The following is a 23,768-nucleotide window of genomic DNA, read 5'->3' as shown; positions in this document are numbered from 1 at the left end:
AATGCGACCTACACCCACCCACGGCGATCCGTGTGGGAAACCTCAGTAGGGCGCAGCGATGACAAACAATAAAACAGTAATAGACACGCTCGTAGTCGGCGCCGGTCAAGCCGGTGTGGCCATGAGCGAACACTTGAGCCGACTCGGCGTGCCGCATCTGGTTCTGGAACGCAACCGTATCGCCGAAGCCTGGCGTACCGGGCGCTGGGATTCGCTGGTTGCCAATGGTCCAGCCTGGCACGACCGCTTCCCGGGCCTGGAATTCGACGGCCTCGATCCCGATGCCTTCGCCGGCAAAGACCAGGTTGCCGATTACTTCGAAGCCTACGCGAAAAAATTCAACGCCCCGGTACGTACCGGCGTCGAGGTGACCAAGGTGCAGCGCAATGCCGGTCGCCCTGGCTTCACCGTGGAAACCTCCGAGGGGGTGATTGAGGCCAAAAACGTCGTGGTCGCCACTGGCCCGTTCCAGCGCCCGGTGATTCCGGCGATCGCGCCTGCAGACGGCAAGGTTTGCCAGATGCACTCCGCCGAATACCGTAACCCTCAGCAACTGGCCGAAGGTGCTGTGCTGGTGGTGGGTGCCGGTTCTTCAGGTGTGCAGATTGCCGATGAGTTGCAGCGTGCCGGCAAGCAGGTCTATCTCTCGGTCGGCGCCCACGATCGTCCGCCACGTGCCTATCGTAACCGCGATTTCTGCTGGTGGCTGGGTGTACTCGGCCTGTGGGACGCCGAGGGTGTACAGCCGGGCAAGGAGCACGTCACCATTGCCGTCAGCGGTGCGCGTGGCGGTCATACCGTGGACTTCCGCCGCCTGGCCCAACAGGGCATGACGCTGGTTGGCCTGACCAAGGCAATCAACAACGGCGTGGTGAGCTTCGAATCGAACCTGGCCGAGAACATTGCCCGCGGCGACGAAAACTACCTGGCCTTGCTTGACGCCGCCGACGCGTATATCGCCACCAATGGCCTGGACCTGCCGCAAGAGCCGGAAGCACGCATCATGCTCCCGGACCCGGAGTGCATCAGCAACCCGATCCTGGAGCTGGACCTGGCCAAGGCCGACATCACCACGATCATCTGGGCCACCGGTTATTCGGTCGATTACAACTGGTTGCAGGTCGATGCCTTCAAGGCCGACGGCAAGCCGCAGCACCAGCGCGGCGTTTCCAGCGAACCGGGCATCTACTTCGTCGGCCTGCCATGGCTTGCACGTCGCGGCTCGGCCTTTATCTGGGGCGTGTGGCACGACGCCCGGCATATCGGCGAACACATCATCAAGCAACGCGCCTATTTCGATTACCGGGATGCCTCGCAACGTCAGGCCGAAACCCCCGCAACCCACATTCAATCCGCCAGCCTTATGGAAGTCCGTTGATGCCTACTCATACCCGTATCCGCATGTTCAACACCAAAGACACCTACCCGAACCAGACCCTGGACAACGACCTGTGCCAGGCGGTCCGCGCCGGCAACACCGTGTATGTGCGTGGTCAGGTCGGTACCGATTTCAACGGTCAGCTGGTTGGTCTCGGTGATCCGCGGGCCCAGGCCGAACAGGCCATGCGCAACGTCAAGCAACTGCTCGAAGAGGCGGGCAGCGACCTGAGTCATATCGTCAAGACCACCACCTACCTGATCGACCCGCGCTATCGCGAGCCGGTGTACCAGGAAGTCGGCAAGTGGCTCAAGGGCGTGTTCCCGATCTCTACCGGGTTGGTCGTCAGCGCCCTGGGCCAGCCGCAGTGGCTGATGGAAATCGACGTGATTGCGGTCATCCCCGAATAAGGAGCGTGCCATGACCTTTTCCATCGTCGGTCGCTGTGCCGAAACCGGCCAGCTGGGGATTGCCATCAGCTCATCGAGCATCGCCGTGGGTGCCCGTTGCCCCTGGCTGCGCTCCGGTGTCGGTGCGGTATCGAGCCAGAACATCACCTTGCCGGCCCTCGGGCCGCAGGTACTGGATGCTCTGGGTGAAGGGCTCGCACCGCATCAGGCACTGGACCATGCGCTGACCCGCAACGGCTACAGCCAGTATCGCCAGGTAGCGGTCGTCGATGCCCAAGGGCGTACGGCCGTGTTCAGCGGCAACCACACCCTGGGTACGCATAACGCCCTGGCCGGTGAGCAATGTGTGGCCGCTGGCAACCTGTTGGCCAACACTGAGGTGATTGAGCGCATGGTCGCAGCGTTCGAGACCAGCGAAGGCTGCCTCGCGGCGCGTTTGCTGACGGCACTGCAAGCTGGGCAAGACGCCGGCGGGGAAGCGGGGGCGGTGCATTCGGCGGCCTTGTCGGTGGTCGGCGAGCTGGTCTGGCCGATTGTCGACCTGCGCGTGGATTGGGCCGACGAGAATCCCATCGGCGAACTGCAGAAACTCTGGAGCGCCTATGAGCCGCAGCTGCAGGACTACCTGACCCGCGCGCTGAACCCGACCCTGGCACCGAGTTACGGAGTGCCGGGCGATGAGTGAGCTGCGCAGCCGCGCCTTGCTGGCCAGGCTGATCGGCTTTGCCACGGTCAGCCGCGATTCGAACCTGGCCTTGATCGAGTTCGTGCGTGACTACCTGCAAGGCCTGGGGGTGAGTTGCGAGCTGATCTACAACGCCGAGCGCAGCAAGGCCAACCTGCTGGCCAGCATCGGGCCGGCAGTGGCGGGCGGCGTGGTGCTCTCGGGGCATACCGATGTGGTACCGGTGGACGGTCAGCCCTGGACGGTCGAGCCGTTCGCCCTCAGCGAGCGCGATGGCAAGCTCTACGGCCGCGGTGCGGCAGACATGAAAGGCTACCTGGCCTCGGTACTGGCTGCGGTGCCGGTGTTTCTTGCAAGTCCACTGCGTCGCCCCGTGCACTTGGCCTTTTCGTATGACGAAGAGGTGGGTTGCCTGGGGGTGCGTAGCCTGCTGGAAGTGCTGCCACAACGCATTCCTCAGCCGGCCCTGTGTCTGATCGGTGAACCGACCGAGCTCAAACCGGTACTCGGTCACAAAGGCAAGCTGGCGATGCGTTGCCATGTACATGGCGCCCCGTGCCATTCGGCCTATGCGCCGTATGGCGTGAACGCCATCGAACAGGCGGCACGCTTGATCGGTCGCCTGGGTGAGATCGGCCAGCGCCTGGCCGCACCAGAGCACCACGATGAGCGTTTTGATCCGGCGTTCTCCACTGTGCAGGTCGGGGTGATCCAGGGCGGCACGGCGCTGAACATCGTGCCAGCAGATTGTCGCTTCGACTTTGAGGTGCGCGCCTTGCCGGCGTTCGAGCCACAAACGGTAGTTGACGAACTACAAAGCTACGCCGAGCAGACGCTGTTGCCAGCCATGCAGGCGGTCAAGGTCGACACGGCGATCCGTTTTGAACCGATTTCGGCTTATCCGGGCCTGGCGACCGCGCCTGAAAGCGCCGCCGCGCAGCTGGTGGCGCGACTGTGCGGCAGCGATGACTTCAGCACCGTGGCCTTTGGCACCGAAGGTGGTTTGTTCGACCAGGCCGGGATCCCGGCGGTGGTCTGTGGTCCCGGCAGCATGGACCAGGGCCACAAACCCGACGAGTTCGTCAGTGTCGAGCAAATGGCGGCCTGCGATCGCTTGATGGACCGCCTGGCCGAGTACCTCTCCAGCAATTGATGACAACAAGGCCAGCTCCTACAGGGGATCGGTGTGCGCCGTACCTGTAGGAGCCAGCATTGCTGGCGATGGGCCGTGTCCAATCAAGGTGCTATTTCAGCCAGGCCGCAAACTGCTCTTTGCAGTAATCGACAAACAACTGCGCAGGCTTGGTTAGCTGCGCACGTTTCAACCAACCGGCCACCAGCCCCGAACCAGTCACATCCTCGGCCAGTTCCACGCACACCAGTTCCTGCCCGTCATAAGTACTGGTGGTCAGCGGCCGGGTAACCAGCACCGCAAAGCCAAAGCCTTGGCCAACCATACCGCGCACCATCTCGATCGAAGGCGAGCTGAAAATGATGTTCGGGCTCAGCCCCAGCTCTTCGAAGATGCTCACGAAATAGGTACGGCTGGGCTGCACATCCAGCAAGATCATCGGCTCCAGCGCCAGATCACGTAGCGACACCTGCGCCTGCTCGGCAAAGCGATGCCCGGCGGGCAACAAGGCGTAGGGCCGTTGCGGCGCCATCAGCGCTTCGGTCTCGATGGTGCTGTCCAGGTCATGATCGTAGAAGATCGCCAGGTCGTAACGCCCGCCGGTCAGGCCTTGCACCAGCTCCTGCTGCTCACCGTCCTGCAGACGGATCTCGACCCCCGGAAAGCGCTCGCGAAAGCCTTTGATCAGGCGCGGCAGGTAGAGCGGGGCGACAGTCTCGAAACAGCCGATATCGATCTGCCCGCAAACCACGTCATTGTCGGCCAGGGCGTTCTGCTCGAACTCGCGGGCCATGCGCAGTAGTTCCAGGGCTTTGCGATAGAAACGTGCGCCACCGGGCGTAAGCGATACGCCCTGAGCGTGATGGCGGATAAACAGCTGCACGCCGAAGCTGTCTTCCAGGCCTTTGATTGCCGTTGAAATCGACGGTTGCGCGATGTACAGCTTGCGCGACGCCTCGGCGACGCTGCCGCACTCCACGGTGGTGACGAAATACTTCAACTGACGCAAGGTATAGGACGCCACAGTGCACCTCTGGCTGATTGTTTTGTTACAGATTACCCCTTCGGTGCCCGGCTGCTGCAGCGGATTTTGCTCACCATTGAGCATATTTTCGGTGCTCAACCGTTGAGCGAACGCCGCTAGTCGGCCGTCAGCTCCTGCACCTGCCAGCGCACGGAGCTGACGCCTTTTTCCAGACTGACCCGGCTGACCAGGCGCTCCAGCTGGGTCGGCGCATCGGGGCTGCCCAGCAGTTCGGCGCGCACCTCCAGTTTGGCCGGGTTGGCCAGGTCTTCGCTGTGCAGTGATTGCAGGCGCAGGCTGTCGCTGCCGAAGCTGTGCAGCATCAGGCTGCGCACCTGGATTTCGTCTTCGGCGCGGCAGGTGATGCGTACTTCGAAACGCTGCTCGGCTTCATTGGCCGGTAGCACCTCTTGCTGGTTGAGGCGTTGGGAGATGTCGCGCAACAGGATGTTGGCGCAGAGCACCACGCAGCTGCCCAGCGCGGCTTCCAGCAGCAGACCCATGCTGCACAGCACGCCGACGGCAGCGGTGCACCACAGTGTGGCCGCAGTGTTCAGGCCACGCACATTCAGGCCATCGCGCATGATCACGCCACCGCCAAGAAAACCGATGCCCGACACCACATAGGCGGCAATCCGCGAAGCATCGGTGGCGGCCATGCCCGGCACGGCCTGGGTCATCAGCACGAACAGGCAAGCGCCGGTGCTGACCAGGGCATTGGTGCGCAGGCCGGTCAGGCGCTGGCGCAGTTGACGTTCAGCGCCGATCAGGGCGCCCAGTACGAGCGCGACACTGACGCGCAGGAGAAATACTTTCCAATCCATGACAAACCTCGAATCCGCGGCGCAGGGCCGCAACGCATCGAACGTTGCCGATGCAGGTATGAATAAATGGATTGCGCAGGGTCACAGGCCGGGTTCACGAACAATCGTGTCGGGCATGCAGGAAGGGAGAATGAAGCGTCGTCATCCGCTCGGGATGTGAGGCACCACTGACCACCATGTACGGCAGGGCAGTGGCAGAAAGAGTCTGCTGAACTAGCGCGCCGTATGAACCTGTCGCAATCGACTAGAGCTACTGTCCAATGCAGGACTCCTGTATAGGCATGCAAAAATGCGAGCGAGAAACTAACGTTCAAAAGCAGCAAGGTCAAGGTTGATTTCATGACAATTGCTTTAAAAATAACATTGGCCGTTACTGTTCCGCAGTTGCAACGCTGTAGTGTGTGAACGCCGCTTCCGTCGGCCCGCCGCTGTGGCTAAGGTGAGCATTACGGTGCGGCGAGGGAGCGGTATGCAACCACTGATCAACTATTTCAAAATGGTTCTGTACCCAGGGTTGGACACCTTTCTTTTCGCCCTGCGCACCATCGTTGCCTGCCTGCTGACCCTGTACCTGGCCTTTATCTTCGACCTCGACCAACCCAAATGGTCGATCATGGCAGTGTTTATCGTCAGCCTGCCACTGGGCGGCATGACCCTGCAGCGCAGTTTTGCTCAAGTGGTTGGCACTACAGTCGGCGCAGCGGTAGCGGTGCTGATCATGGCCCTGTTCCCCCAGGCGCCATTACCGTTCATTGTTACCCTGGCGTTGTGGCTGGCCCTGTGTACCGCCGCTGGCACCTTGCTGCGCTACACCAGCTCCCATGCTTTCGTGCTCAGCGGCTTTACTGCTGTGGTAGTGGGCATGTTGGCGGTCCCCGAGCAGGACAATACCCTGATGCTAGCCATTACCCGGGTGACTGAAACTTTGCTGGCGGTGGCTTGCGTGTGCGCGGTCAGCCTGCTCAGCGCCCGGCCCCAGGCTGTGGCCAGCGGTTACTTCGCCAAGGTCGACAACCTGATCAAGCTGATGGCCGCCCATGCCGCTGCAGCCATTCGCGGCGAGGAAAGCAGTGCGGCCTTCAGTCAGCGGCAGATGCAGATCCTCGGCGAAATCAGCGCCCTGGAAGGGCTGCGCCGGCACCTGTATTTCGACGCCCCGCACCTGCGCGGTGCCAACGGCCTGGTACAACTGTTGGGCAACCAGCTGGTGCTGCTCAGCTCGCGCCTGACCGTGTTGCGCAATCAGAAGCTGATGATCGCCGAACGCTGGCAGGGCGCGTATCCAGACTTCATCAATAAGCTGCTCAGCGATGAGCTGGCCTTTCTCGACCAGTTGGCGCAACAGGGCAGGGCCATGCCAGCCAGTGCTCGGGAACACTTCAGCGCCTTGCAGCGGCGTTTCGACCAGGCGGCCCTGCAAGCGGAACAACTTCAGCATGACCTGCCGGCGACCTTGCGTTCCCTGGCCTGGGCCCTGCGTTGGGAGCAGGCCCGATTGCTGGAGCAATTGAGCGAAATGCTAGAACTCAGCGACGCAATCCAGGAAGGCCGCGCTGGCGATTGCCTGTACCGTCAGGCGCAGACCAACCCGCTGCACCTGGATTTTCGCCTGGCGGCGATGAACGCCAGTCGTGCTTTTTTCGCCTTGCTGGTTGCCGGGCTGATCTGGATCGAGACGGCCTGGGACGGTGCCCGGGCCGGGGTGATCCTGGTGGGTATCCTCTGTTCGCTGATGGCCACCTTTCCGCGCCCGTTGATGGCCGCACAGAACTACATGCGCGGGCTGGGCATGGCCTTGCTGGTGTCAGCGCTGTACCAGTTCTGGCTGATACCGCAGGTAGTCGATTTCGAGATGCTCGCGCTGTTGCTGTTGCCCTTGTTGTATGTGGTAGCGGTCGGGCTGTCGACGCCGATGACCGCGGGTATCGGCATGGGCCTGGGGTTGTCCAGCTTCCTGTTGTTCGGCCCGCAGAATATCGGGGCCTGGCAGAACACGGCCATGCAGTGGTTTGAATTTGCCGGCGCCTATGTCTGTGGCGGGGTGTTGTCGCTGCTGATATATGCCTGGCTGTTTCCGTTCAACCCGCAGCTGCGCATCGAGCGGCTGTTCCGCGAGAGCCGCGAGCAGGTCTATGCCTTGCTCAAGGGCCCGACTTCCGATGAGCGCCAGTTTGCCTTCGAGAGTCGCATGGTTGACCGCCTGACCCTGATCCTCGGCCTGCTGCCAGCTGCTCAGGACGCCCGTTCAAAGGCGCTGTTCGAGGTCAACCTGGCCTGCATGGCGCTGGCTGTGGCCTTGCGCCAGCTGCAGGAACAGGGCCGGGCTAATCGGTTGCTCTCAGCCAGCATCCGTGCGCGCCTGGAGCAGGTTCTGCGCAACACCGGTCGCTATGTGGCCGGGCGAACCCGGGGCCAACCGCCGGCTTTGCTCGATACTCTGCAGGTGCTGGGTGAAGACCTCGATGCACTGCACAGCGAGCAGTTCGACGCGCCGGCCGAGCAGTTGCGTTCGCTGTTTCGCATTCGTGTCGCGCTGCTGGTGATCGCTGGTTTCCTGCGCCATTACAGCACCTACCTTGATCCCGCTGCCGAAGGAGAGCCAGGCCTTGCCCATTGATTTCGAGGTCGGTGGTGTTTACCTGCCGCCGATCGCCCAGGCACTGTTACTGGCCATGCCCTTGCTGTTCGTGCTGCTGTGGCTGCTACAGCGCCTTGGCGTGATGCAGTGGGTATGGCATCCGGCGTTGTTCGAGGGGGCGCTGTACAGCTGCATTTGTGCCTTGATCATCTTGTTCATGGGGAGCTGAAAGCGTGAAGAAACTTGTGGCCCAGGTGTCGACCCTGGCAATCGTGGCACTGGCGCTGATCCTTGGCTGGTTCGCCTGGGAGCACTACACCCGCGCGCCCTGGACCCGCGACGCGCGGGTGCGCGCGGACGTGGTGACGCTGTCGGCCGATGTCGCCGGACGCATCGTCACGCTACGGGTGGCCGACAACCAACATGTGGAAAAAGGCGGACTGCTACTGGAAATCGACCCGGAGCGCTATGCCTTGGCGGTAGAACATGCCCGCCGCGCCATTGAAGTAGCCCGCGCCAGTGAGGGGCTGGCCCAGGCGGCGATTATCGCAAATCAAGCTTTGCTCAAACAGCGTCAGAGCGAAGAGCAACGCCGACGCACCTTGAAGCAAAGCGCTGCTATCTCCGGTGAAGAGTGGGAGAAGTCCAGTACCGATGTTGCCGTCGCCCAGGCCGAGCTGATGCGCGGCCAAGCCAATTTGAGTCTGGCCAGTGCCAACGTACAACTGGCCACGGCGGCGCTGACCCAGGCTGAACTGGACTTGCAGCGCACACGTATCTACGCGCCGGTCAGTGGCTATGTCACCAACCTGCTGACCCGCCAGGGCGACTATGCCAGCGCTGGTGGCCCTTTGTTGGCCCTGGTGGACAGCAGCTCGTTCTATGTCAGTGGCTATTTCGAGGAAACCAAGCTGCCGCGCGTTCGTATAGGCAGTGCGGTGCAGATCGCTTTGATGAGCGGCGAGCATTTCGAAGGCAAGGTGCAAAGCATCGCCTATGCGATCACCGACCGCGAAAACACGCCTGGCAGCCGCCTGCTGGCCAACGTCAACCCTAGCTACACCTGGGTCAAGCTGGCCCAGCGCATTCCGGTGCGTATCGAGATTGACCCGGGCTATGCCGGCAAGGACAGCCTGCGCGCCGGAACAACAGCAACGGTGACTGTGCGCCAATAGCGTGACGAAATGCCTCCTGCCGGGCGGGCCAAGATGGTAGGCTTCTGGCCGTTTGTGCCAACCAGCCGATAGATGTCGCCATGATGCTCAACCTCGCTGTTTTTCTCTGCACCCTGGCGGCCATGGAGGGCGTCGGCTACCTGGCGCATCGCTACATCATGCATGGCTGGGGCTGGTTCCTGCACCGTTCACATCATGAACAGCACCTGGGCGCCTTGGAAACCAACGATGTCTACCTGGTGGCCCTGGCGCTGATTGCCTCTGTTCTGGTAGCCCTGGGCCGCGCAGGGCATGCGCCGTTGCAGTGGGTGGGAGCTGGGGTGGCGGCGTTCGGAGTGATTTACGTGCTCGTGCACGACGGGATCGTGCATCGGCACTGGCCGTTCAAGCCGCGGCCGCGCAACCGCTACCTCAAGCGTTTGTACCAGGCGCACTTGCTGCATCATGCGCTGAAAGGGCGGGATAACAGTGTGTCGTTTGGCTTTCTGTATGCGCCGCCGATGCACAAGTTGAAGCGTCAGTTGCGTTCCCGGCGGCGCCTGTAGCTTCAGGGCCGGGGTGGGTTCGACAGGAGCACATTGAGCAGGTTGTCCTGAAAGTTGATGTTGCTGGTCAGGTTAGTGTGCTTCTCGCACAGGAAAAACGCATAAGCGACCGGCAGAAAGCTGTCCTCATTCTGTGGTACGCCTGGGTCCAGCGTCTCGCGTGCCAGCAGCGACGGCTTGGTGACGCGTCCATCACCTGGCTCGATCATCAGCTCGTCGTAGGGCACACCAGGCCGGGGTGCGGCAATGTCCGCTGGCGTGAGGCGTACCGTATCGCGCCCATCGCGCTGTTCCACCAGGAGCCGTGCAGGCGTCATGTGGCAGCCGCCACCAAACAGCACGTAGCGGATCGGCGATACCGGCTCGGCCACCGAGAGCATCCAGGCCAAACGACGTGCGCGCTCCAGGTTATAGGCGAAATAGCGTTGCATCGCCGGGGCGTCGGCAGCGGCGGCCAGGCTGGGGGCGTAGATTGACCAGGCCATGCTCTGCCAGGTCTTGGGGTCGAACAAGTCGTCGTGACGCGGCTTGCCTTCGATGTCCACCAGCCAGGTGTTGAGCGGGTGGGGGAACAGCTGATAGCCGCTGGGAAAGGTGGCCAGCGTGCGTGGTGAAATACGCCCAAAACCGACCTTTTCGCCACCGATGAAGGCGTGCAACGAGCTGACCGATCCCCCATTGGGTGTGCCCAGCAACACCAGATTGCGCACCTGCGGTGCACCGTCCATGGTCACCTGGTGAGGCTCGCCGTCCAGCACGTCGCGGGTGCCAAAGCGCAGGTAGTAACGTGCGATAAGGCCACCCATGCTGTGCGCTACGAGGTTGACCTGTAGTGCAGGATCGGCGTAGTCACGACGCACCGCCTCGATCAGCCGATCGAGTTCTTGCACACTGTGCAAGGTGTCCTGGCGCCAGTCGTAAGACAGGACGTAGTAGCGGCGCTCGCCCTTGCGCGCCGGCGTCCCGGGCTGGGCACGCACATAACCACCGAATTGCGTCAAGGTTCGCAGGATCGGGCGGTAAAAGTCGCGCCGTAGCGCCTGCTCGGCAATGCCCGAGGGTTCCAGTCTAGAGGGCAGCGGCCTATTCGTTTGCGGATCGATGTCGAGGGCCAGTTCCGGATAGGACGAGAACAGAATGCGCCACCATGACCCCGGCCAGACTCCTTCACCGCTGACCCGGTCGCGCAGGCGCGTGCCGAAGGCCCCTGGAATCAAGATCACCGGCGCGGTTTCGGCCTGGGGGCTGCTGAGCTGGTAGAGCCGTTTCAGGTCGGGGCGCGGTGACTCGCTGCAGCCCAACAGGCCTGCGGCGAGTACGAGCGTGGCGACCCGTTGCGCGGCAGAGTGCATGAACGAAGCCTTGAGGTGCGTGCGGCTGAACATGAGGTCAAGACGGTGTCACCGGCATGCAACCAGTCTAGCAGTTGCTCGGGCACCGGCCTGGCGAGCCAATAAACGTGCATCAGGCAGTAGCCAATGCCATTTTCGCGGCAGGCATCGGCGAACCAGACTGCGTTTTTTTGCCCCTCCCTGTAACACCCGCCCCCGAATAGTCTCTACTGGTACAGGCAAGCAACACATTCCCCCTGTGTAGCGCCAATCCCAAACCCAACCACCGGAGCATCACCATGAACAACCAAAGCACCCCGGGCCTGTCTCTCTCCGCCGCCGCTCTGGCACTGGCTCTGGGCTCGGCCCTCAGCCTGAGCATGATCCCCGCCGCCCATGCCGCCGAGGACATGGAAAAATGCTACGGCGTCGCCATGAAGGGTAAGAACGACTGCGCAGCGGGCGCAGGCACCACCTGTGCCGGCACGTCGAAAGTGGACCATCAAGCCAACGCCTGGAAGCAGGTCCCTAAAGGCACCTGCGAAAAAACCGTCAGTTCCACTTCGCCTACCGGCTTCGGTCAACTCCAGGCCTTCAAGGCAAAGTCCTGACTCCCAACCTGTCGACCAGCCTGAGCCTCGATCATGAGCAATCTAGCCGATACCAGCGTGCATCGAGCCGCTCAGGCCGCCTGTCAGCTACCAGCCCGAGCCGGGCTGGGGCTGAAACCCGAGTACTTTCGCGGTCTGCTCGAAGGCCATGCGGACATTGGTTTTCTCGAAATCCATGCCGAGAACTACATGGTCGAGGGTGGGCCTTTTCACCACTACCTCGGCTTGCTTCACGAAAAATATCCGCTTTCGATCCACGGGGTCGGTTTGTCCATCGGCGCTGAAACTCCGTTGGACGGTGACCATCTGCAGCGCCTGAAAACGCTGTTCGAAAGGCATCCACCGCAAGCATTCTCCGAACATCTGGCTTGGTCCAGCCACGGCCCGCTGTTCCTCAACGATCTATTGCCGCTGGCCTACGACCGGCCGACGCTGGACCGTGTCTGCGTCCATGTGGACCAGGTTCAGGAAACACTGGGGCGCCCCTTGTTGCTGGAGAATCCGGCCACTTACCTGGAATTCAAGGCCTCGACCCTGGATGAAACGGATTTCATCAGCGAAATCGTGCAGCGGACCGGTTGCAGCCTGCTGCTCGACGTCAACAATGTATATGTCTCGTGCATCAATCATGGCCGCGATCCACTGGCGTACCTGTCCGCGCTGCCCCTGCACGCCGTGGAACAGGTTCACCTGGCAGGCTTCAGCGAAGATACCGACGGCATGGGCCAGCGCCTGTTGATTGATAGCCACTCGGCCGCCATCGATGACGCGGTGTGGGCGCTCTACCGCCAATTGCTCCAGCGCATCGGGCCGGTCCCGACGCTGATCGAGCGCGACAACGACCTGCCGCCCTTGCCGCAATTGTTGGCCGAAGCCCGCCTGGCTGAAGAGTTGATCCTGGCCTGCAAGGTTCAGCCATGAGCACTCACGCCGATTTCGCCGCGGTCCTGTTCGACCTTGGGCGCACCGCCCCGGCCGATCTGTTCAGCAGCCCGGCGCCTGACAGTCGATTCGCGGTCTACCGCAACAACGTCATCAGCTCATTGCTGGGCGCGCTGGCCGACAGCTACCCGGTGGCGCTGCAACTGGTGGGCGAAGCCTTCTTCAGCGCCATGGGCCTGGCCTACGTGCAGTCCAACCCACCTCGCTCGCGCTTGCTGGTGGAATATGGCGAGGATTTCGCCACCTTTATCGAAAGCTTCGAACCGGCTGCCAGCTTGCCCTATCTCGCCGACGTCGCGCGCCTGGAACGCCTGCGCATACGCGCCTACCACGCCGCCGACAGCAACGTCGTCGGCCATGCAGCGATTGCCGAGTTATTGGCACAACCGGAATGTCTGGTCGAGCTGCGCCTGAGCCTGCACCCGAGCCTCTCGATTCTGCAGTCCGACTTTGCCATCTGTTCGCTCTGGCAGGCCCATCAACATGACGGGGAGATCGCGACAGTCGATCTCTGGCGACCCGAGCGCGCCCTGGTACTGCGCTGTGGCCTGGCGGTCGAACTCCTGGCAGTTGATCCTGGAACCTGCGCGTTCATCCAGGCACTGCAGAGCGGCCTGCCCCTTGGCCAGGCAGCCGGCCAGGGTTTGCAAGCCAGCGTCGACTTCGATCTGGGCCACTGCCTGGCCCTGCTGATCGCCAAGGCCGCCATCACTCAACTGCACACACCGTAAAAGGGCTGAGCATGAACACTCACAAGGGTACCCGCAGTCTCCCCGTGCGCCTGGTAGAGCGCTCCATTGCGTTGTTCGAAGCGATCCCCCACAGCCTGATCGCGTTCATCGCACGCTTCTCGATTGCGGCGGTGTTCTGGAAATCCGGGCAAACCAAAGTCGAAGGCTTCGCCGTCGATCTGATCTCCGGCACCTTCGAGGTGGGCATGCCGCACCTGGCCGACTCAACCATTCCCTTGTTTCAAAGCGAATACCCGCTGCCGTTGCTTGCACCTGAAGTGGCGGCGTACATGGCAGCCTTTGCCGAACACTTTTTTCCGCTGCTGATTCTGTTCGGCTTTGCCACCCGCTTTTCTGCGCTGGCGTTGCTGGGGATGACCCTGGTCATTCAGATATTCGTCTACCCCGACGCTTACCCTACCCACGGTACCTGGGCGGCGGTGCTGCTCTATCTGATGGCCCGTGGGCCAGGAGCGCTTTCGATCGATCAGCTGATTGCCCGGCGCTAGCGTTTCTCCACCCACACAGGGGCACCCGCAATTTCATACAAGATTGCCCGGCTCGATCAGCGTAGGCTGGAGTTGTTCCCTACATGGAGTAAGCGCATGAGCCTACATATCGAAACCCCGCTGCTGGCATCCCGCCCGCTGAGCCTGGCCAGCGGCCTGGACATCTGGCTGAAACTGGAAGCCTTGCAGCCTAGCGGTTCGTTCAAGTTGCGCGGTATTGGCCTTGCCTGTGAGGCCTATGCCAAGCAGGGCAAACGCCGTTTCATATCGTCGTCCGGCGGCAACGCCGGGATTGCCGTGGCCTACGCCGGCCGCTGCCTGGGCCTGGCCGTTACCGTGGTGGTGCCGGAAACCACCACCGAGCGGGCCAAACAGCTGATCCGCCAGGAGCAGGCCGAAGTCATTGTCCACGGCAAGTCCTGGCACGAGGCCAATGCCCTGGCGCTGTCGCTGTTGGGCGACGACGATGCCTACATCCATCCCTTCGATGACCCGCTGCTCTGGCAGGGCCACGCGAGCATGATCGATGAAGTCGCTGCCAGCGGCCTCAAGCCTGATGCCGTGGTGCTCTCGGTTGGCGGTGGCGGTCTGTTTTCCGGCGTCTGTGAAGGTCTGGCCCGCAACGGTTGGGGTCAGCTGCCGGTGTTTGCGGTGGAGACCGCAGGCGCTGCCTCGCTAGCCGCAGCCATGGCGGCCAAGCAGTTGGTAGCGCTGGACAGTGTCAACACCGTGGCCACTTCCCTGGCGGCCAAGCAGGTGTGTCAGCGCGCGCTCGAATGGACTCAGGCACGCCCGGTCCACAGTCATGTCATCAGCGACCGGGAAGCACTCGATGCCTGCGAGCAGTTCCTGTCCGACCAGCGCATCCTGGTCGAGCCAGCCTGCGGGGCGGCGTTGGCCCTGGCCTATGCACCAACAGTGGAGCTCAAGCGCTATCAGAAGGTACTGGTGATCGTCTGCGGTGGTGTTACGGCAACCCTCGACCAGATCCGCCAGTGGCGGGCGGCCTGCTAATTGGAGAGTGTCATCCACCAAGCCCCCGGGCATCCGGGTGTGCGCCTGATCGATGCGCGTTATCAGCAATTTGCCTTTCCACGGCACTTTCACCTGGAATATCACATTGGCCTGATTGTCGCCGGCCAGCAGCGTTATGCGGCTGGCGGTGAGCATCAGTTGGCCGGGGCAGGGGACATCCTGCTGATGGCGCCGGAGCATGTCCACGACGGCGCCAGCGCCAGCGACCAGGGCTACGGCATCCGCATCCTGACCCTCGACCCGGCCTGGCTGGCCGAGGTCAGCCGCGACCTGAGCGATGGCCGCCAGGGCCTGCCGGCCCTCAACGCTGCGCAACTGCGTGATCCACAACTGCAACGGCTGCTCGATGGCCTGCACCGTCAGCAGGATCCGCTGGCGTTCCAGAGCCAGCTGTGGGAAACCCTGGCGTTGCTGCTCGGGCTGGGTTCGACCCTCAAGGTCAGCGAGCACGGCAACGGCTTCGATCCGCAGCGTTGGCGACAGCTGCGCGACTGGCTGGAATCGCGCCTGGACCAACCGCCAAGCCTGGAGCAAATGGCCGCGTTCGTCGACTTGAGCCCCTGGCAACTGCTGCGCCGCTTTCGCAATCAGTGTGGGCTGCCACCGCAGCAATGGTTGACCCAGCTACGCCTGGAACGGGCCTTGCCACGGGTGCTGGCGGGCCAGCCATTAAGCGCGATTGCCCTGGACCTGGGCTTCTACGACCAGGCGCATTTCAGCCGCTTGTTTCGCCGCACCTACGGCGCGCCACCTGGTGGCCTGCAGGTGAAAAAAACCAGCGGCAATATTTTTTAAGGCTTCAGGCAACATATTTAGTAATTTTCCTGCCTCCGTGCATTGCTCATGATCACTCCCACAAGAAAGCGCCATTCGTGCCGGCGCGATCGAAGTACGCCCACGTACTCATCCTTGCCTTGGAGTTCGTCATGACCACCGCAACATCCGCTGCGCTTATCGAAAAACACACGATCGGCTACGTGCCCGCGCAAGATCGCCATGGAAAGGTGAGAGACCTGTTTACCCTCTGGTTCGGCGGCAACATCGCGCCGTTACCGATTGTCACCGGCGCCCTCGGCGTGCAGCTGTTCGGGCTGAACCTGGTCTGGGGCATCATCGCCATCCTCGTTGGCCACCTGGTCGGCGGCGTGCTGATGGCGCTGCACTCGGCTCAAGGCCCGCAAATGGGCATCCCGCAGATGATCCAGAGCCGCGCTCAGTTCGGTTCCCTCGGCGCACTGTTGGTGGTGGTGATCGCCGGGGTGATGTACATCGGCTTCTTCGCTTCCAACATCGTCCTGGCCGGCAAGTCACTGCATGGCGTGGTCGATAGCGTGCCGGTGCCGGTAGGCATCGTCATCGGCGCCCTGGGTTCGGGGATCATCGGCATCATTGGCTACCGCTTCATCCATGTGCTCAACCGCATTGGCACCTGGGTGCTGGGCGTGGGCATAGTGCTGGGCTTCGGCTACATCCTGACCCATATCCAGACCGATGATTTCCTCACCCGCGGCAGCTTCAACATTTCCGGCTGGCTGGCCACCGTATCGCTGGCAGCGCTCTGGCAGATCGCCTTTGCGCCCTATGTATCGGACTACTCGCGCTACCTGCCGCAAGACGTTGGTGTCGCCTCGACCTTCTGGGCCACCTACCTGGGTTCGGCGTTGGGTTCGAGCCTGTCGTTCGTGTTTGGCGCCGTGGCGGTGCTGGCGACGCCAGCGGGCATGGACACCATGGATGCGGTCAAACTGGCCACCGGCAGTATTGGCCTGCTGATGCTGGTGTTGTTCCTGCTCAGCGTGATCAGCCATAACGCCCTCAATCTGTATGGAGCGGTGCTTTCACTGATCACCCTGGTGCAGACCTTCGCCCACCGCTGGATCCCGACCGCGAAAAGCCGTGCGGTATTGTCGTTGGTGGTTCTGAGTGGATGCTGTGTGGCAGCGGTTGGCGCTTCTGCTGACTTTATCGGCCACTTTGTCGACATGGTTCTGGCCTTGCTGGTGGTGCTGGTGCCGTGGACGGCGATCAACCTGATCGACTTCTACGCGATTCATAAAGGCAAATACGACATCGATTCGATCTTCCGCGTCGATGGTGGCATCTACGGGCGCTACAACCCGCAGGCGTTGCTGGCTTATGCCATCGGTATTGTGGTGCAGATTCCGTTCATGAACACGCCGCTGTATGTTGGCTCGGTCTCGGCTTATATCGATGGTGCCGACTTGTCCTGGCTGATTGGCCTGCTAGTGACGTCGCCGTTGTATTTCTGGCTGGCCAGTCGGGACTCTGCCTATCGGCGTCGGCAGATATCTATGCAGTTGGCTATGCATTAACACATCCCCCGATGGGGGCGGGCTTGCCCCGCGATTGGGGTTTGCCATTTATCCCGCATCGCGAGGCAAGCCCGCTCCCTCCAAGGCGGCGTCATGTCCGCGGCTCACCCACCAGCCAAACCCCGCCGCCGTAAAGAACATGATCAAACTGTAGATCGCCGCCGGGATCGCCATGGTCGAGTTGTTCAGCAAGGTTGGAGCAAGCGCCAGGGCAATGGCCAGGGTGCCGTTATGAATGCCGATCTCCATGCCGATGGCAATCGCCTGACGCTTGGGGATCTGCAGCAAGCGCGGCAGCCAGTAACCGATGCCCAGGCTCAGCAGGTTGAACAACAGCGCTGCACCACCGACCACAGGGGCATAGTCCACGACCGTCTGCCAGTCCTTGACCATAGCCAGGACGATTGTGAACACCAGAAATAGCGCGGCGACGATCTTCATCGGCCGCTCCATGCGCGCGGCAAACCCTGGCGCCAGGCGGCGGATCAGCATACCGATCGCCACCGGCACCAGGACGATGGCGAACACCTGCAGCACCTTGGCAAATTGCAGAGGAATGGCCTGATCGGCGGCCATGAAGTAGGCCAGTGACAGGTTCACCAGCAGCGGCATGGTCAGGATCGCGATGAGTGAGTTGACCGCAGTCAGGGTCACGTTCAAGGCCACATCACCATGGGCCAGGTGGCTGAACAGGTTGGCCGTGGTGCCGCCAGGGGAGGCCGCCAGCAGCATCAGGCCCACCGCCAGGGCCGGGGCCAGGCCGAAGCCCTTGGCAATCAGAAAGCAGATAAAGGGCAGCAGCACGATCTGGCAGGCCAGGCCGATGAGGACGGGCTTGGGGAATTTCACTACCCGGGCAAAATCGGCCAGGGTCAGGGTCAGGCCCAATCCCAACATGATGAAACCCAAGGCAAGGGGCAGAAAAGCACTGAGCAGCGGCGATGCAGTCATGTCGGGGGCTCGCAAAAAAGGGATGAACGGCAGTGTAGGCGAGGATTTCAACCCGCGTACGTCAAGCCACCGCGCTTGTCGACCCTGGCCCCAGGCAGTAGCATTCAGGCTTTACTCAAGGATCCGATTCCCGATGCAGTTCCAGCCAGGCATTCTCGCCGCCCCCGTTCCCGCACAAGCCCGTCACCTGTTCTTCACCCTGCACACGCCGACCGCACTGGCGGGCGTGCTCGATGCACTGCAGCAGCAGGTTGATGGCCGTCGCGTGGTGGCCGGTTTCGGTGCGCCGCTGGTGCAGGCGCTGGGCCGCAACATCGAGGGCCTGCGTGCGTTCCCGCAGCAGACCGCAGCGGTGGACAACCCGTGCACCCAGCACGACCTGTGGCTTTGGTTGCGTGGCGAAGACCGCGGTGACCTGTGGTTGCTCAGTCAATCCCTGGAAAAACTGCTGGCACCGGCCTTCAGCCTGGTTGAGGCCACCGATGCCTTCCGCCATAAAACCGGCTTCGACCTGACCGGTTATGAGGACGGCACGGAAAACCCGGTAGAAGACGCAGCGGTAGACGCGGCTATCTTGGCCACAGATGTACCTGGCCTAAGCGGTTCGAGCTTTGCCGCCTTCCAGTTGTGGCGCCATGACCTGGACTGCTTCAAGGCGCTGGCGCAGGCCGAGCAGGACGACATCATTGGTCGGCGCAAGGCCGACAACGAAGAGCTCGACGACGCACCTGAATCGGCCCACGTCAAACGCACCGCCCAGGAAAGCTTCGATCCCGAGGCGTTCATCGTGCGCCGATCCATGCCGTGGGCCGATGAACGCGGTGCAGGCCTGGCGTTCCTTGCCTTCGGCCATTCCTTCGACGCTTTCGAAGTTCAGTTGCGGCGCATGAGTGGCCTGGAAGACGGCGTGGTCGATGCCTTGTACCGCTTCAGCCGCCCACTCACTGGCGGCTACTACTGGTGCCCGCCGATCAGCGCCCAAGGGCTTGATCTGAGCGCGTTACTGAGATAACCGCTCGAAGAGTGCTACTGTTAAAAAACTTTACGGATTTTTTACGCAGGTCTGTAACGCTTGCAGGGATACTGACAGCGTATTTCCTGACTGCCATGCGGCGTATTTCTGATGCATGGCAGGCGTTTTCAGGCCCTTCGTTCCGAGACGTCATACCGTGAGCCAAGCCGCATCTTCAGCAACAGCCCATTCCCCCGTAAAAACCTCATCAATCAGCCTGCTTGTCGCTGCCGTCGGCGTGGTCTATGGCGACATCGGCACCAGCCCGCTGTACACCCTCAAGGAAGTTTTCGGCGGTCACTATGGCGTGCAGGCCAACCATGACGGCGTGCTGGGCATTCTGTCACTGGTGTTCTGGTCGTTGATCTGGGTGGTAACCATCAAGTACGTGCTGTTCGTGCTGCGTGCCGACAACCAGGGGGAGGGCGGCATCATGGCGCTGACAGCCCTGGCCCGGCGGGCAGCAGCGCCCTATCCACGCTTGAGCCGGGTACTGGTGTTGCTCGGTTTGTTCGGTGCAGCGCTGTTCTACGGCGACAGCATGATCACGCCGGCGATCTCGGTGCTTTCCGCAGTCGAAGGTTTGCAGTTGGCGTTCGATGGCATCGAGCACTGGGTCGTGCCCTTGGCGGTGGTGGTGCTGGTGGCGCTATTCCTTATCCAGAAGCACGGCACCGCGCGTATCGGCACCCTCTTCGGACCGGTCATGGTCCTGTGGTTCAGCGTGCTAGGCGCGCTGGGCGTCTACGGCATCCTCCAGCGCCCGGAAGTGCTGCTGGCAATGAACCCGGCCTGGGCGGTGAACTTCTTTATCGTGCACCCGGGCATGGGCGTGGCGATCCTTGGCGCGGTGGTACTGGCCCTGACCGGCGCCGAGGCGCTGTATGCCGACATGGGCCATTTCGGCCGCAAACCGATTGCCCGAGCCTGGATCCTGCTGGTACTGCCGGGCCTGGTGCTCAACTACTTTGGCCAGGGCGCGCTGATCCTTGGCAACCCCGAGGCGGTGCGCAACCCGTTCTACCTGCTGGCCCCCGACTGGGCCTTGCTGCCGATGATCGGCCTGTCCACGCTGGCGACCATCATTGCCTCCCAGGCGGTGATCTCCGGCGCCTTCTCGTTGACCCGCCAGGCGATCCAGCTCGGTTACGTGCCGCGCATGTTCATCCAGCACACCTCCAGCCAGGAGCAGGGGCAGATCTACATCGGTATCGTGAACTGGGCACTGATGGTTGGCGTGGTACTGCTGGTGATCGGCTTCGAGTCTTCCAGTGCCCTGGCAGCGGCTTACGGTGTTGCGGTGACCGGCACCATGCTGACCACCACCTTGCTAGCGGCGGCCGTGGTCCTGCTGCTGTGGAAGACCCCGCGCTGGCTGGCAGTGCCGCTGTTGCTGGGTTTCCTGTTGGTCGACGGCCTGTACTTTGCCGCCAACGCGCCGAAGATCTTCCAGGGCGGCGCCTTTCCGATCATTGCCGGTATTGCCCTGTTCATCCTGATGACCACCTGGAAACGCGGACGCAAGATCATCGTCGAGCGTCTCGACGAGTCGGCCTTGCCGCTGCCGTTGTTCATCAGCAGCATCCACTCGCAGCCACCGCACCGCGTCCAGGGGACCGCCGTGTTCCTTACTGCCCGGGCCGATGCAGTGCCCCATGCGCTGCTGCACAACCTGCTGCACAACCAGGTGCTGCATGAGCGGGTGGTGCTGTTGACGGTGGTGTCCCAGGATCGACCGCGGGTGCCGGAGTCAGAGCGATTCGAGGTACAGGACTTTGGCGATGGCTTCTACCGGGTCAACCTCAACTTCGGCTTTATCGAAGAGCCTGATGTGCCGGCCGCGCTGCAACTGTGCCATGTGCCGGCGCTGGACTTCAGTCCGATGGGCACCACTTACTTCCTGAGCCGCGAGACGGTGATCCCGACCAAGCGCATCGGCATGGCACGTTGGCGCGAAGGGTTGTTCGCATTCCTGCTGAAGAATGCCAACAGCAACCTCAAGTACTTCAACTTGCCACTCAACCGGGTGATCGAGTTGGGGACGCAAGTGGAAATGTGAATCATCGCGGGCAAGCCCGCTCCCACAGTGGGAATAACTGTGGGGGTGGGTTTGCCCCGCGATTGCTTACACTGCCGTTTGTGCCCCTACACCTGCCATCTGCGCGTTATTGCGCACCAACCTGTGCATCAGGCTGGCCACCACAAAGCCGATTACCGCCAAAGCCATCATCGCCATGAACACATAGTTGTAACCCTGCTGGCCGGGGAAGTGATCAAGGATGGCGCCGTAACCCACATAGGCGAACATGCCCGGCGCATAGCCGATCAGGCAGCCGATGCCGAATGCCGAGCCGGTGATGTGTGGGGCGATGCCCACTTCGCCCATGGGCGCCCAGAACACACCGCGCATGGAGAACACGATAAAAGCGAAGGACAGCGTAGCGGCCATGCCGGCATAGATGTAACCGGGGCTCTTGGGGACCATAAGGATGACCGCCATCAACGGCAGCAGCGCCAGGAATGCCCATTTCAGGTAACGGCTGGGGCTCTTGAACTGCTTGTCGGCAAGGAAGCCACCGGCCGGACCGCCGAGAATCTTCAGCATGTACTGGTTGATGATGCCGTAGGCGCCAACCAGGGCAACCGGCAAACCATAGACTTCCTTGAGGTAGGGGATGAAGTAAGTCAACCCGCAATAGACGATATAGACCATGAACACGTTGCAGCTGACCAGCCAGATCGCTGGTACCTTGATGGCTTCCATCAGGTTGGACAGCGGGTTTTTCTTCGTCGTGGTGGTCTGTGCGGCCTGGCTGCCCTTGAGCAGGAACCAGGTCAGCACGCCAGCGGCGATGTCGATCACCGAGTAGAAGACGATGGCTGCCTTGAGGCCAGCTTCGGCGGCGCCCATGGCGATGAACACACCCAGGGCCGAGAACGCCACCAAGGTGTCGATAACGCCGCGTCCACCTTCGAGCAGGCCGAACAGGCGTCCTTGTTCCTTGTCGTCTCCCAGGCCACGAATGGCTTTGAGCAACGCCGGCCAGTAGATGCAGTCGGCACACACCGCCAGCAAGCAAAATACGATCATCAAGCTGCTGAACGGCGGGAAGGTTGCCAGGTACAAGCCCAGCGCGCCGGTGCCTAGCAGGCCAACCGGAATCAGCTTGCGGGTGTCGAAGCGGTCGGCAAGCAGGCCGCCGGCCACGAACAGACCGGTAGCAATAATCGCGTTGGCACTGAGCAGCAGACCGATTTCAGTATGGGACAAGCCCATGAACGTTTGCATCGGCACATAGAACGCGTCCTTGAGGTTGGCCAGCTTGTAGATGGTGCCGCCACCGAGGATCAGTATCAGGAATTTGAACCATTTGGCCTTGTCGTGAGCAGTCATTGTTGTTCTCCAGGCGTAGGGGTGTAGGGGCGTAGGGGCGTCAGGCGTTCACAGATGTGGCCAGGCTCAACTCGGCCAGGGTGCGCAGCTCGGCAAGCAAGCCTTTGACGTAGCTGACCTGGTTGTTCGCCCAGCGCTGCTCGCCGGCCAGCATCTGCTCAAGGGTGAAGCCTGCGGGCAGGGGCGTTTCGCTCATTTCCCGGTAGGCGATGAAGGGGTCGTCGGCTTCGTTGGATTGACGGAAAGCCGGGGCGATGTAGTGGTTTTCCTGTTCAAGAATGAAGGCGATCACTTGCGGGCGGTGTTCGCCGAGCATCAACAACTCGTACATCATGTGCGCGCTGGGCAGGTCGTCTTCGGCGCTGCCCTGGAGCACACCGTAATGACCGAATCCCTGTGCTTCAGGGACGACGCGCACGCCTTTGAGGTGGACCTGGCGAATGTGCGGTGCCAGGTTCGTCAGGGCCTGTAACGGTTGTTCACAGGCATTGATCATGTTGCCGAAGTCGAACAAGGCATGCAGACGCGGGTGATTGGCCTGCCTGAGCAACTGGGCGATTTCATCGCTCTTGAGTTCTTCATGTTGCTCGAAGTCGAAATACAGGTTGTGGACGTCAGCTTGGTGGGCGAGGTACAGCAGGTCGCCGCCGATTGTGTCCATGACCTGCGACAGCGTACCTTCGTAGCGCGAGTAAACCCGGATGTTGCGGGTGCCAATGGCGTTGGCCACGGCGATCACCGCATCGACATCCGGCTTCAACGTGCTGCTGATTTCCAGATGCACCTCAAGCTCCAGCCGCCGGGCTTTGTCAGCAAAGGCGCGCAACTGTGTGGCGTTCATCTGTGAGAGGCTGTTGTGTTCGCCGTCGAGCATATGCAGGCTCAAGCCCGTCAGTTCATGGCGGTAGGCGAAGTCGAGCAGATCGAAAGGCGTCAGGCGCCCGTGGGTGAGGTTGGTCAGTAACGGATAGGCATGGGCAAACAAACGAACCTGATCAATTCGATCAACCAGGCGCGTGGCCAGTTCGCGGGTCAACAGCACCGGCGCTGCAGCGCCTTTAGTCTTGTTATCGAGCAACCGGGTGAAGCGTTCTTGGATAGCATTCATTCGAGTCGTTCCTGGTGCGGGCACCGGTTCTACCGGCGCGTTCTTTATCGCGCCGGTGAG

At 61.8% G+C, this 23,768-nt stretch carries 23 protein-coding genes; 17 read left to right on the top strand and 6 right to left on the bottom strand.

Features of this window, described 5'->3' with window-relative positions:
* Positions 1–58: 58 nt before the first annotated feature.
* The 4 genes from ACRESH_RS08010 to argE are packed head-to-tail and all read left to right on the top strand — an operon-like array spanning position 59 to position 3,626.
* Positions 59–1,378 (top strand): flavin-containing monooxygenase, encoded by a 1,320-nt coding sequence (locus ACRESH_RS08010; RefSeq protein ID WP_431741478.1) that lies wholly within the window; start codon positions 59–61, stop codon positions 1,376–1,378.
* On the top strand, positions 1,378–1,788 hold the full coding sequence (locus tag ACRESH_RS08005) for a RidA family protein (RefSeq protein WP_003201555.1): 411 nt from the start codon (positions 1,378–1,380) through the stop codon (positions 1,786–1,788). Before ACRESH_RS08010 ends, ACRESH_RS08005 begins: the two co-directional genes overlap by 1 nt.
* A gap of 10 nt (positions 1,789–1,798) precedes the next feature.
* Positions 1,799–2,473: a DUF1028 domain-containing protein gene (locus ACRESH_RS08000; protein WP_431741477.1), complete on the top strand. Its 675-nt coding sequence runs from the start codon at positions 1,799–1,801 to the stop codon at positions 2,471–2,473.
* Complete coding sequence (argE, locus tag ACRESH_RS07995) at positions 2,466–3,626, top strand: acetylornithine deacetylase (RefSeq protein ID WP_431741476.1); 1,161 nt, start codon at positions 2,466–2,468, stop codon at positions 3,624–3,626. The genes ACRESH_RS08000 and argE overlap by 8 nt, the downstream gene beginning before the upstream one ends.
* A gap of 91 nt (positions 3,627–3,717) precedes the next feature.
* On the opposite strand, the gene ACRESH_RS07990 is transcribed toward argE, so the two are convergent.
* Together ACRESH_RS07990 and ACRESH_RS07985 are read right to left on the bottom strand one after the other, a co-directional pair.
* Positions 3,718–4,629: a LysR family transcriptional regulator gene (locus ACRESH_RS07990; RefSeq protein ID WP_431741475.1), complete on the bottom strand. Its 912-nt coding sequence runs from the start codon at positions 4,627–4,629 to the stop codon at positions 3,718–3,720.
* Between the two features lie 116 nt (positions 4,630–4,745).
* Complete coding sequence (locus ACRESH_RS07985) at positions 4,746–5,453, bottom strand: MgtC/SapB family protein (RefSeq protein ID WP_431741474.1); 708 nt, start codon at positions 5,451–5,453, stop codon at positions 4,746–4,748.
* A 469-nt stretch (positions 5,454–5,922) separates the two neighbouring features.
* On the opposite strand from ACRESH_RS07985, the gene ACRESH_RS07980 reads away from it, so the two are divergent.
* From ACRESH_RS07980 to ACRESH_RS07965, 4 genes are all read left to right on the top strand, one after another.
* Entirely contained in the window at positions 5,923–8,070 is a 2,148-nt protein-coding gene (locus ACRESH_RS07980; RefSeq protein WP_431741473.1) for an FUSC family protein, read from the top strand.
* Entirely contained in the window at positions 8,060–8,260 is a 201-nt protein-coding gene (locus ACRESH_RS07975) for a DUF1656 domain-containing protein (protein WP_431741472.1), read from the top strand. Before ACRESH_RS07980 ends, ACRESH_RS07975 begins: the two co-directional genes overlap by 11 nt.
* A gap of 4 nt (positions 8,261–8,264) precedes the next feature.
* Complete coding sequence (locus ACRESH_RS07970) at positions 8,265–9,206, top strand: biotin/lipoyl-binding protein (RefSeq protein WP_431741471.1); 942 nt, start codon at positions 8,265–8,267, stop codon at positions 9,204–9,206.
* An 80-nt stretch (positions 9,207–9,286) separates the two neighbouring features.
* Positions 9,287–9,751: a sterol desaturase family protein gene (locus ACRESH_RS07965; protein WP_431741470.1), complete on the top strand. Its 465-nt coding sequence runs from the start codon at positions 9,287–9,289 to the stop codon at positions 9,749–9,751.
* 2 nt (positions 9,752–9,753) lie between these two features.
* Here the strand turns inward: ACRESH_RS07965 and ACRESH_RS07960 are convergent, their stop codons facing one another.
* A complete protein-coding gene (locus ACRESH_RS07960; protein ID WP_431741469.1) occupies positions 9,754–11,136 on the bottom strand; it encodes an esterase/lipase family protein in 1,383 nt (460 codons plus the stop codon).
* A 245-nt stretch (positions 11,137–11,381) separates the two neighbouring features.
* On the opposite strand from ACRESH_RS07960, the gene ACRESH_RS07955 reads away from it, so the two are divergent.
* The 7 genes from ACRESH_RS07955 (at position 11,382) to ACRESH_RS07925 (ending at position 17,243) form a co-directional block, all read left to right on the top strand.
* Positions 11,382–11,693 (top strand): BufA1 family periplasmic bufferin-type metallophore, encoded by a 312-nt coding sequence (locus ACRESH_RS07955; protein WP_431741468.1) that lies wholly within the window; start codon positions 11,382–11,384, stop codon positions 11,691–11,693.
* Between the two features lie 33 nt (positions 11,694–11,726).
* A complete protein-coding gene (gene bufB / locus ACRESH_RS07950) occupies positions 11,727–12,614 on the top strand; it encodes an MNIO family bufferin maturase (RefSeq protein ID WP_431741467.1) in 888 nt (295 codons plus the stop codon).
* On the top strand, positions 12,611–13,366 hold the full coding sequence (locus tag ACRESH_RS07945) for an HvfC/BufC family peptide modification chaperone (RefSeq protein ID WP_431741466.1): 756 nt from the start codon (positions 12,611–12,613) through the stop codon (positions 13,364–13,366). Before bufB ends, ACRESH_RS07945 begins: the two co-directional genes overlap by 4 nt.
* An 11-nt stretch (positions 13,367–13,377) precedes the next feature.
* Complete coding sequence (locus tag ACRESH_RS07940; RefSeq protein WP_431741465.1) at positions 13,378–13,875, top strand: DoxX family protein; 498 nt, start codon at positions 13,378–13,380, stop codon at positions 13,873–13,875.
* 96 nt (positions 13,876–13,971) lie between these two features.
* Positions 13,972–14,889, top strand: coding sequence for a pyridoxal-phosphate dependent enzyme (locus tag ACRESH_RS07935; protein WP_431741464.1), 918 nt, complete (start codon positions 13,972–13,974; stop codon positions 14,887–14,889).
* Positions 14,890–15,705 carry an AraC family ligand binding domain-containing protein gene (locus tag ACRESH_RS07930; protein WP_431741463.1) on the top strand — a complete coding sequence of 272 codons (816 nt, stop codon included), beginning with the start codon at positions 14,890–14,892 and terminating at the stop codon, positions 15,703–15,705.
* 131 nt (positions 15,706–15,836) lie between these two features.
* Positions 15,837–17,243: a purine-cytosine permease family protein gene (locus tag ACRESH_RS07925; RefSeq protein ID WP_431741462.1), complete on the top strand. Its 1,407-nt coding sequence runs from the start codon at positions 15,837–15,839 to the stop codon at positions 17,241–17,243.
* A gap of 48 nt (positions 17,244–17,291) precedes the next feature.
* Here ACRESH_RS07925 and ACRESH_RS07920 read toward each other — a convergent pair whose 3' ends face one another.
* On the bottom strand, positions 17,292–18,194 hold the full coding sequence (locus tag ACRESH_RS07920; protein ID WP_431741461.1) for a bile acid:sodium symporter family protein: 903 nt from the start codon (positions 18,192–18,194) through the stop codon (positions 17,292–17,294).
* A gap of 133 nt (positions 18,195–18,327) precedes the next feature.
* Between ACRESH_RS07920 and ACRESH_RS07915 the strand changes: the two genes are divergently transcribed.
* Both ACRESH_RS07915 and ACRESH_RS07910 read left to right on the top strand, forming a co-directional pair.
* Positions 18,328–19,206, top strand: a complete 879-nt coding sequence (locus ACRESH_RS07915; RefSeq protein WP_431741460.1) for a Dyp-type peroxidase — start codon at positions 18,328–18,330, stop codon at positions 19,204–19,206.
* A 157-nt stretch (positions 19,207–19,363) separates the two neighbouring features.
* Positions 19,364–21,265: a potassium transporter Kup gene (locus tag ACRESH_RS07910; protein ID WP_431741459.1), complete on the top strand. Its 1,902-nt coding sequence runs from the start codon at positions 19,364–19,366 to the stop codon at positions 21,263–21,265.
* A gap of 66 nt (positions 21,266–21,331) precedes the next feature.
* Here ACRESH_RS07910 and ACRESH_RS07905 read toward each other — a convergent pair whose 3' ends face one another.
* Positions 21,332–22,600 carry an MFS transporter gene (locus tag ACRESH_RS07905; protein WP_431741458.1) on the bottom strand — a complete coding sequence of 423 codons (1,269 nt, stop codon included), beginning with the start codon at positions 22,598–22,600 and terminating at the stop codon, positions 21,332–21,334.
* Positions 22,601–22,640: 40 nt separating this feature from the next.
* Complete coding sequence (locus ACRESH_RS07900) at positions 22,641–23,708, bottom strand: sugar phosphate isomerase/epimerase family protein (protein ID WP_431741457.1); 1,068 nt, start codon at positions 23,706–23,708, stop codon at positions 22,641–22,643.
* Positions 23,709–23,768: the final 60 nt, after the last annotated feature.

The sequence above is a fragment of the Pseudomonas sp. genome (assembly GCF_050739775.1).
Taxonomy (GTDB): Bacteria; Pseudomonadota; Gammaproteobacteria; order Pseudomonadales; family Pseudomonadaceae; genus Aquipseudomonas.
This window is presented reverse-complemented; position numbering and strand designations above follow the sequence as displayed.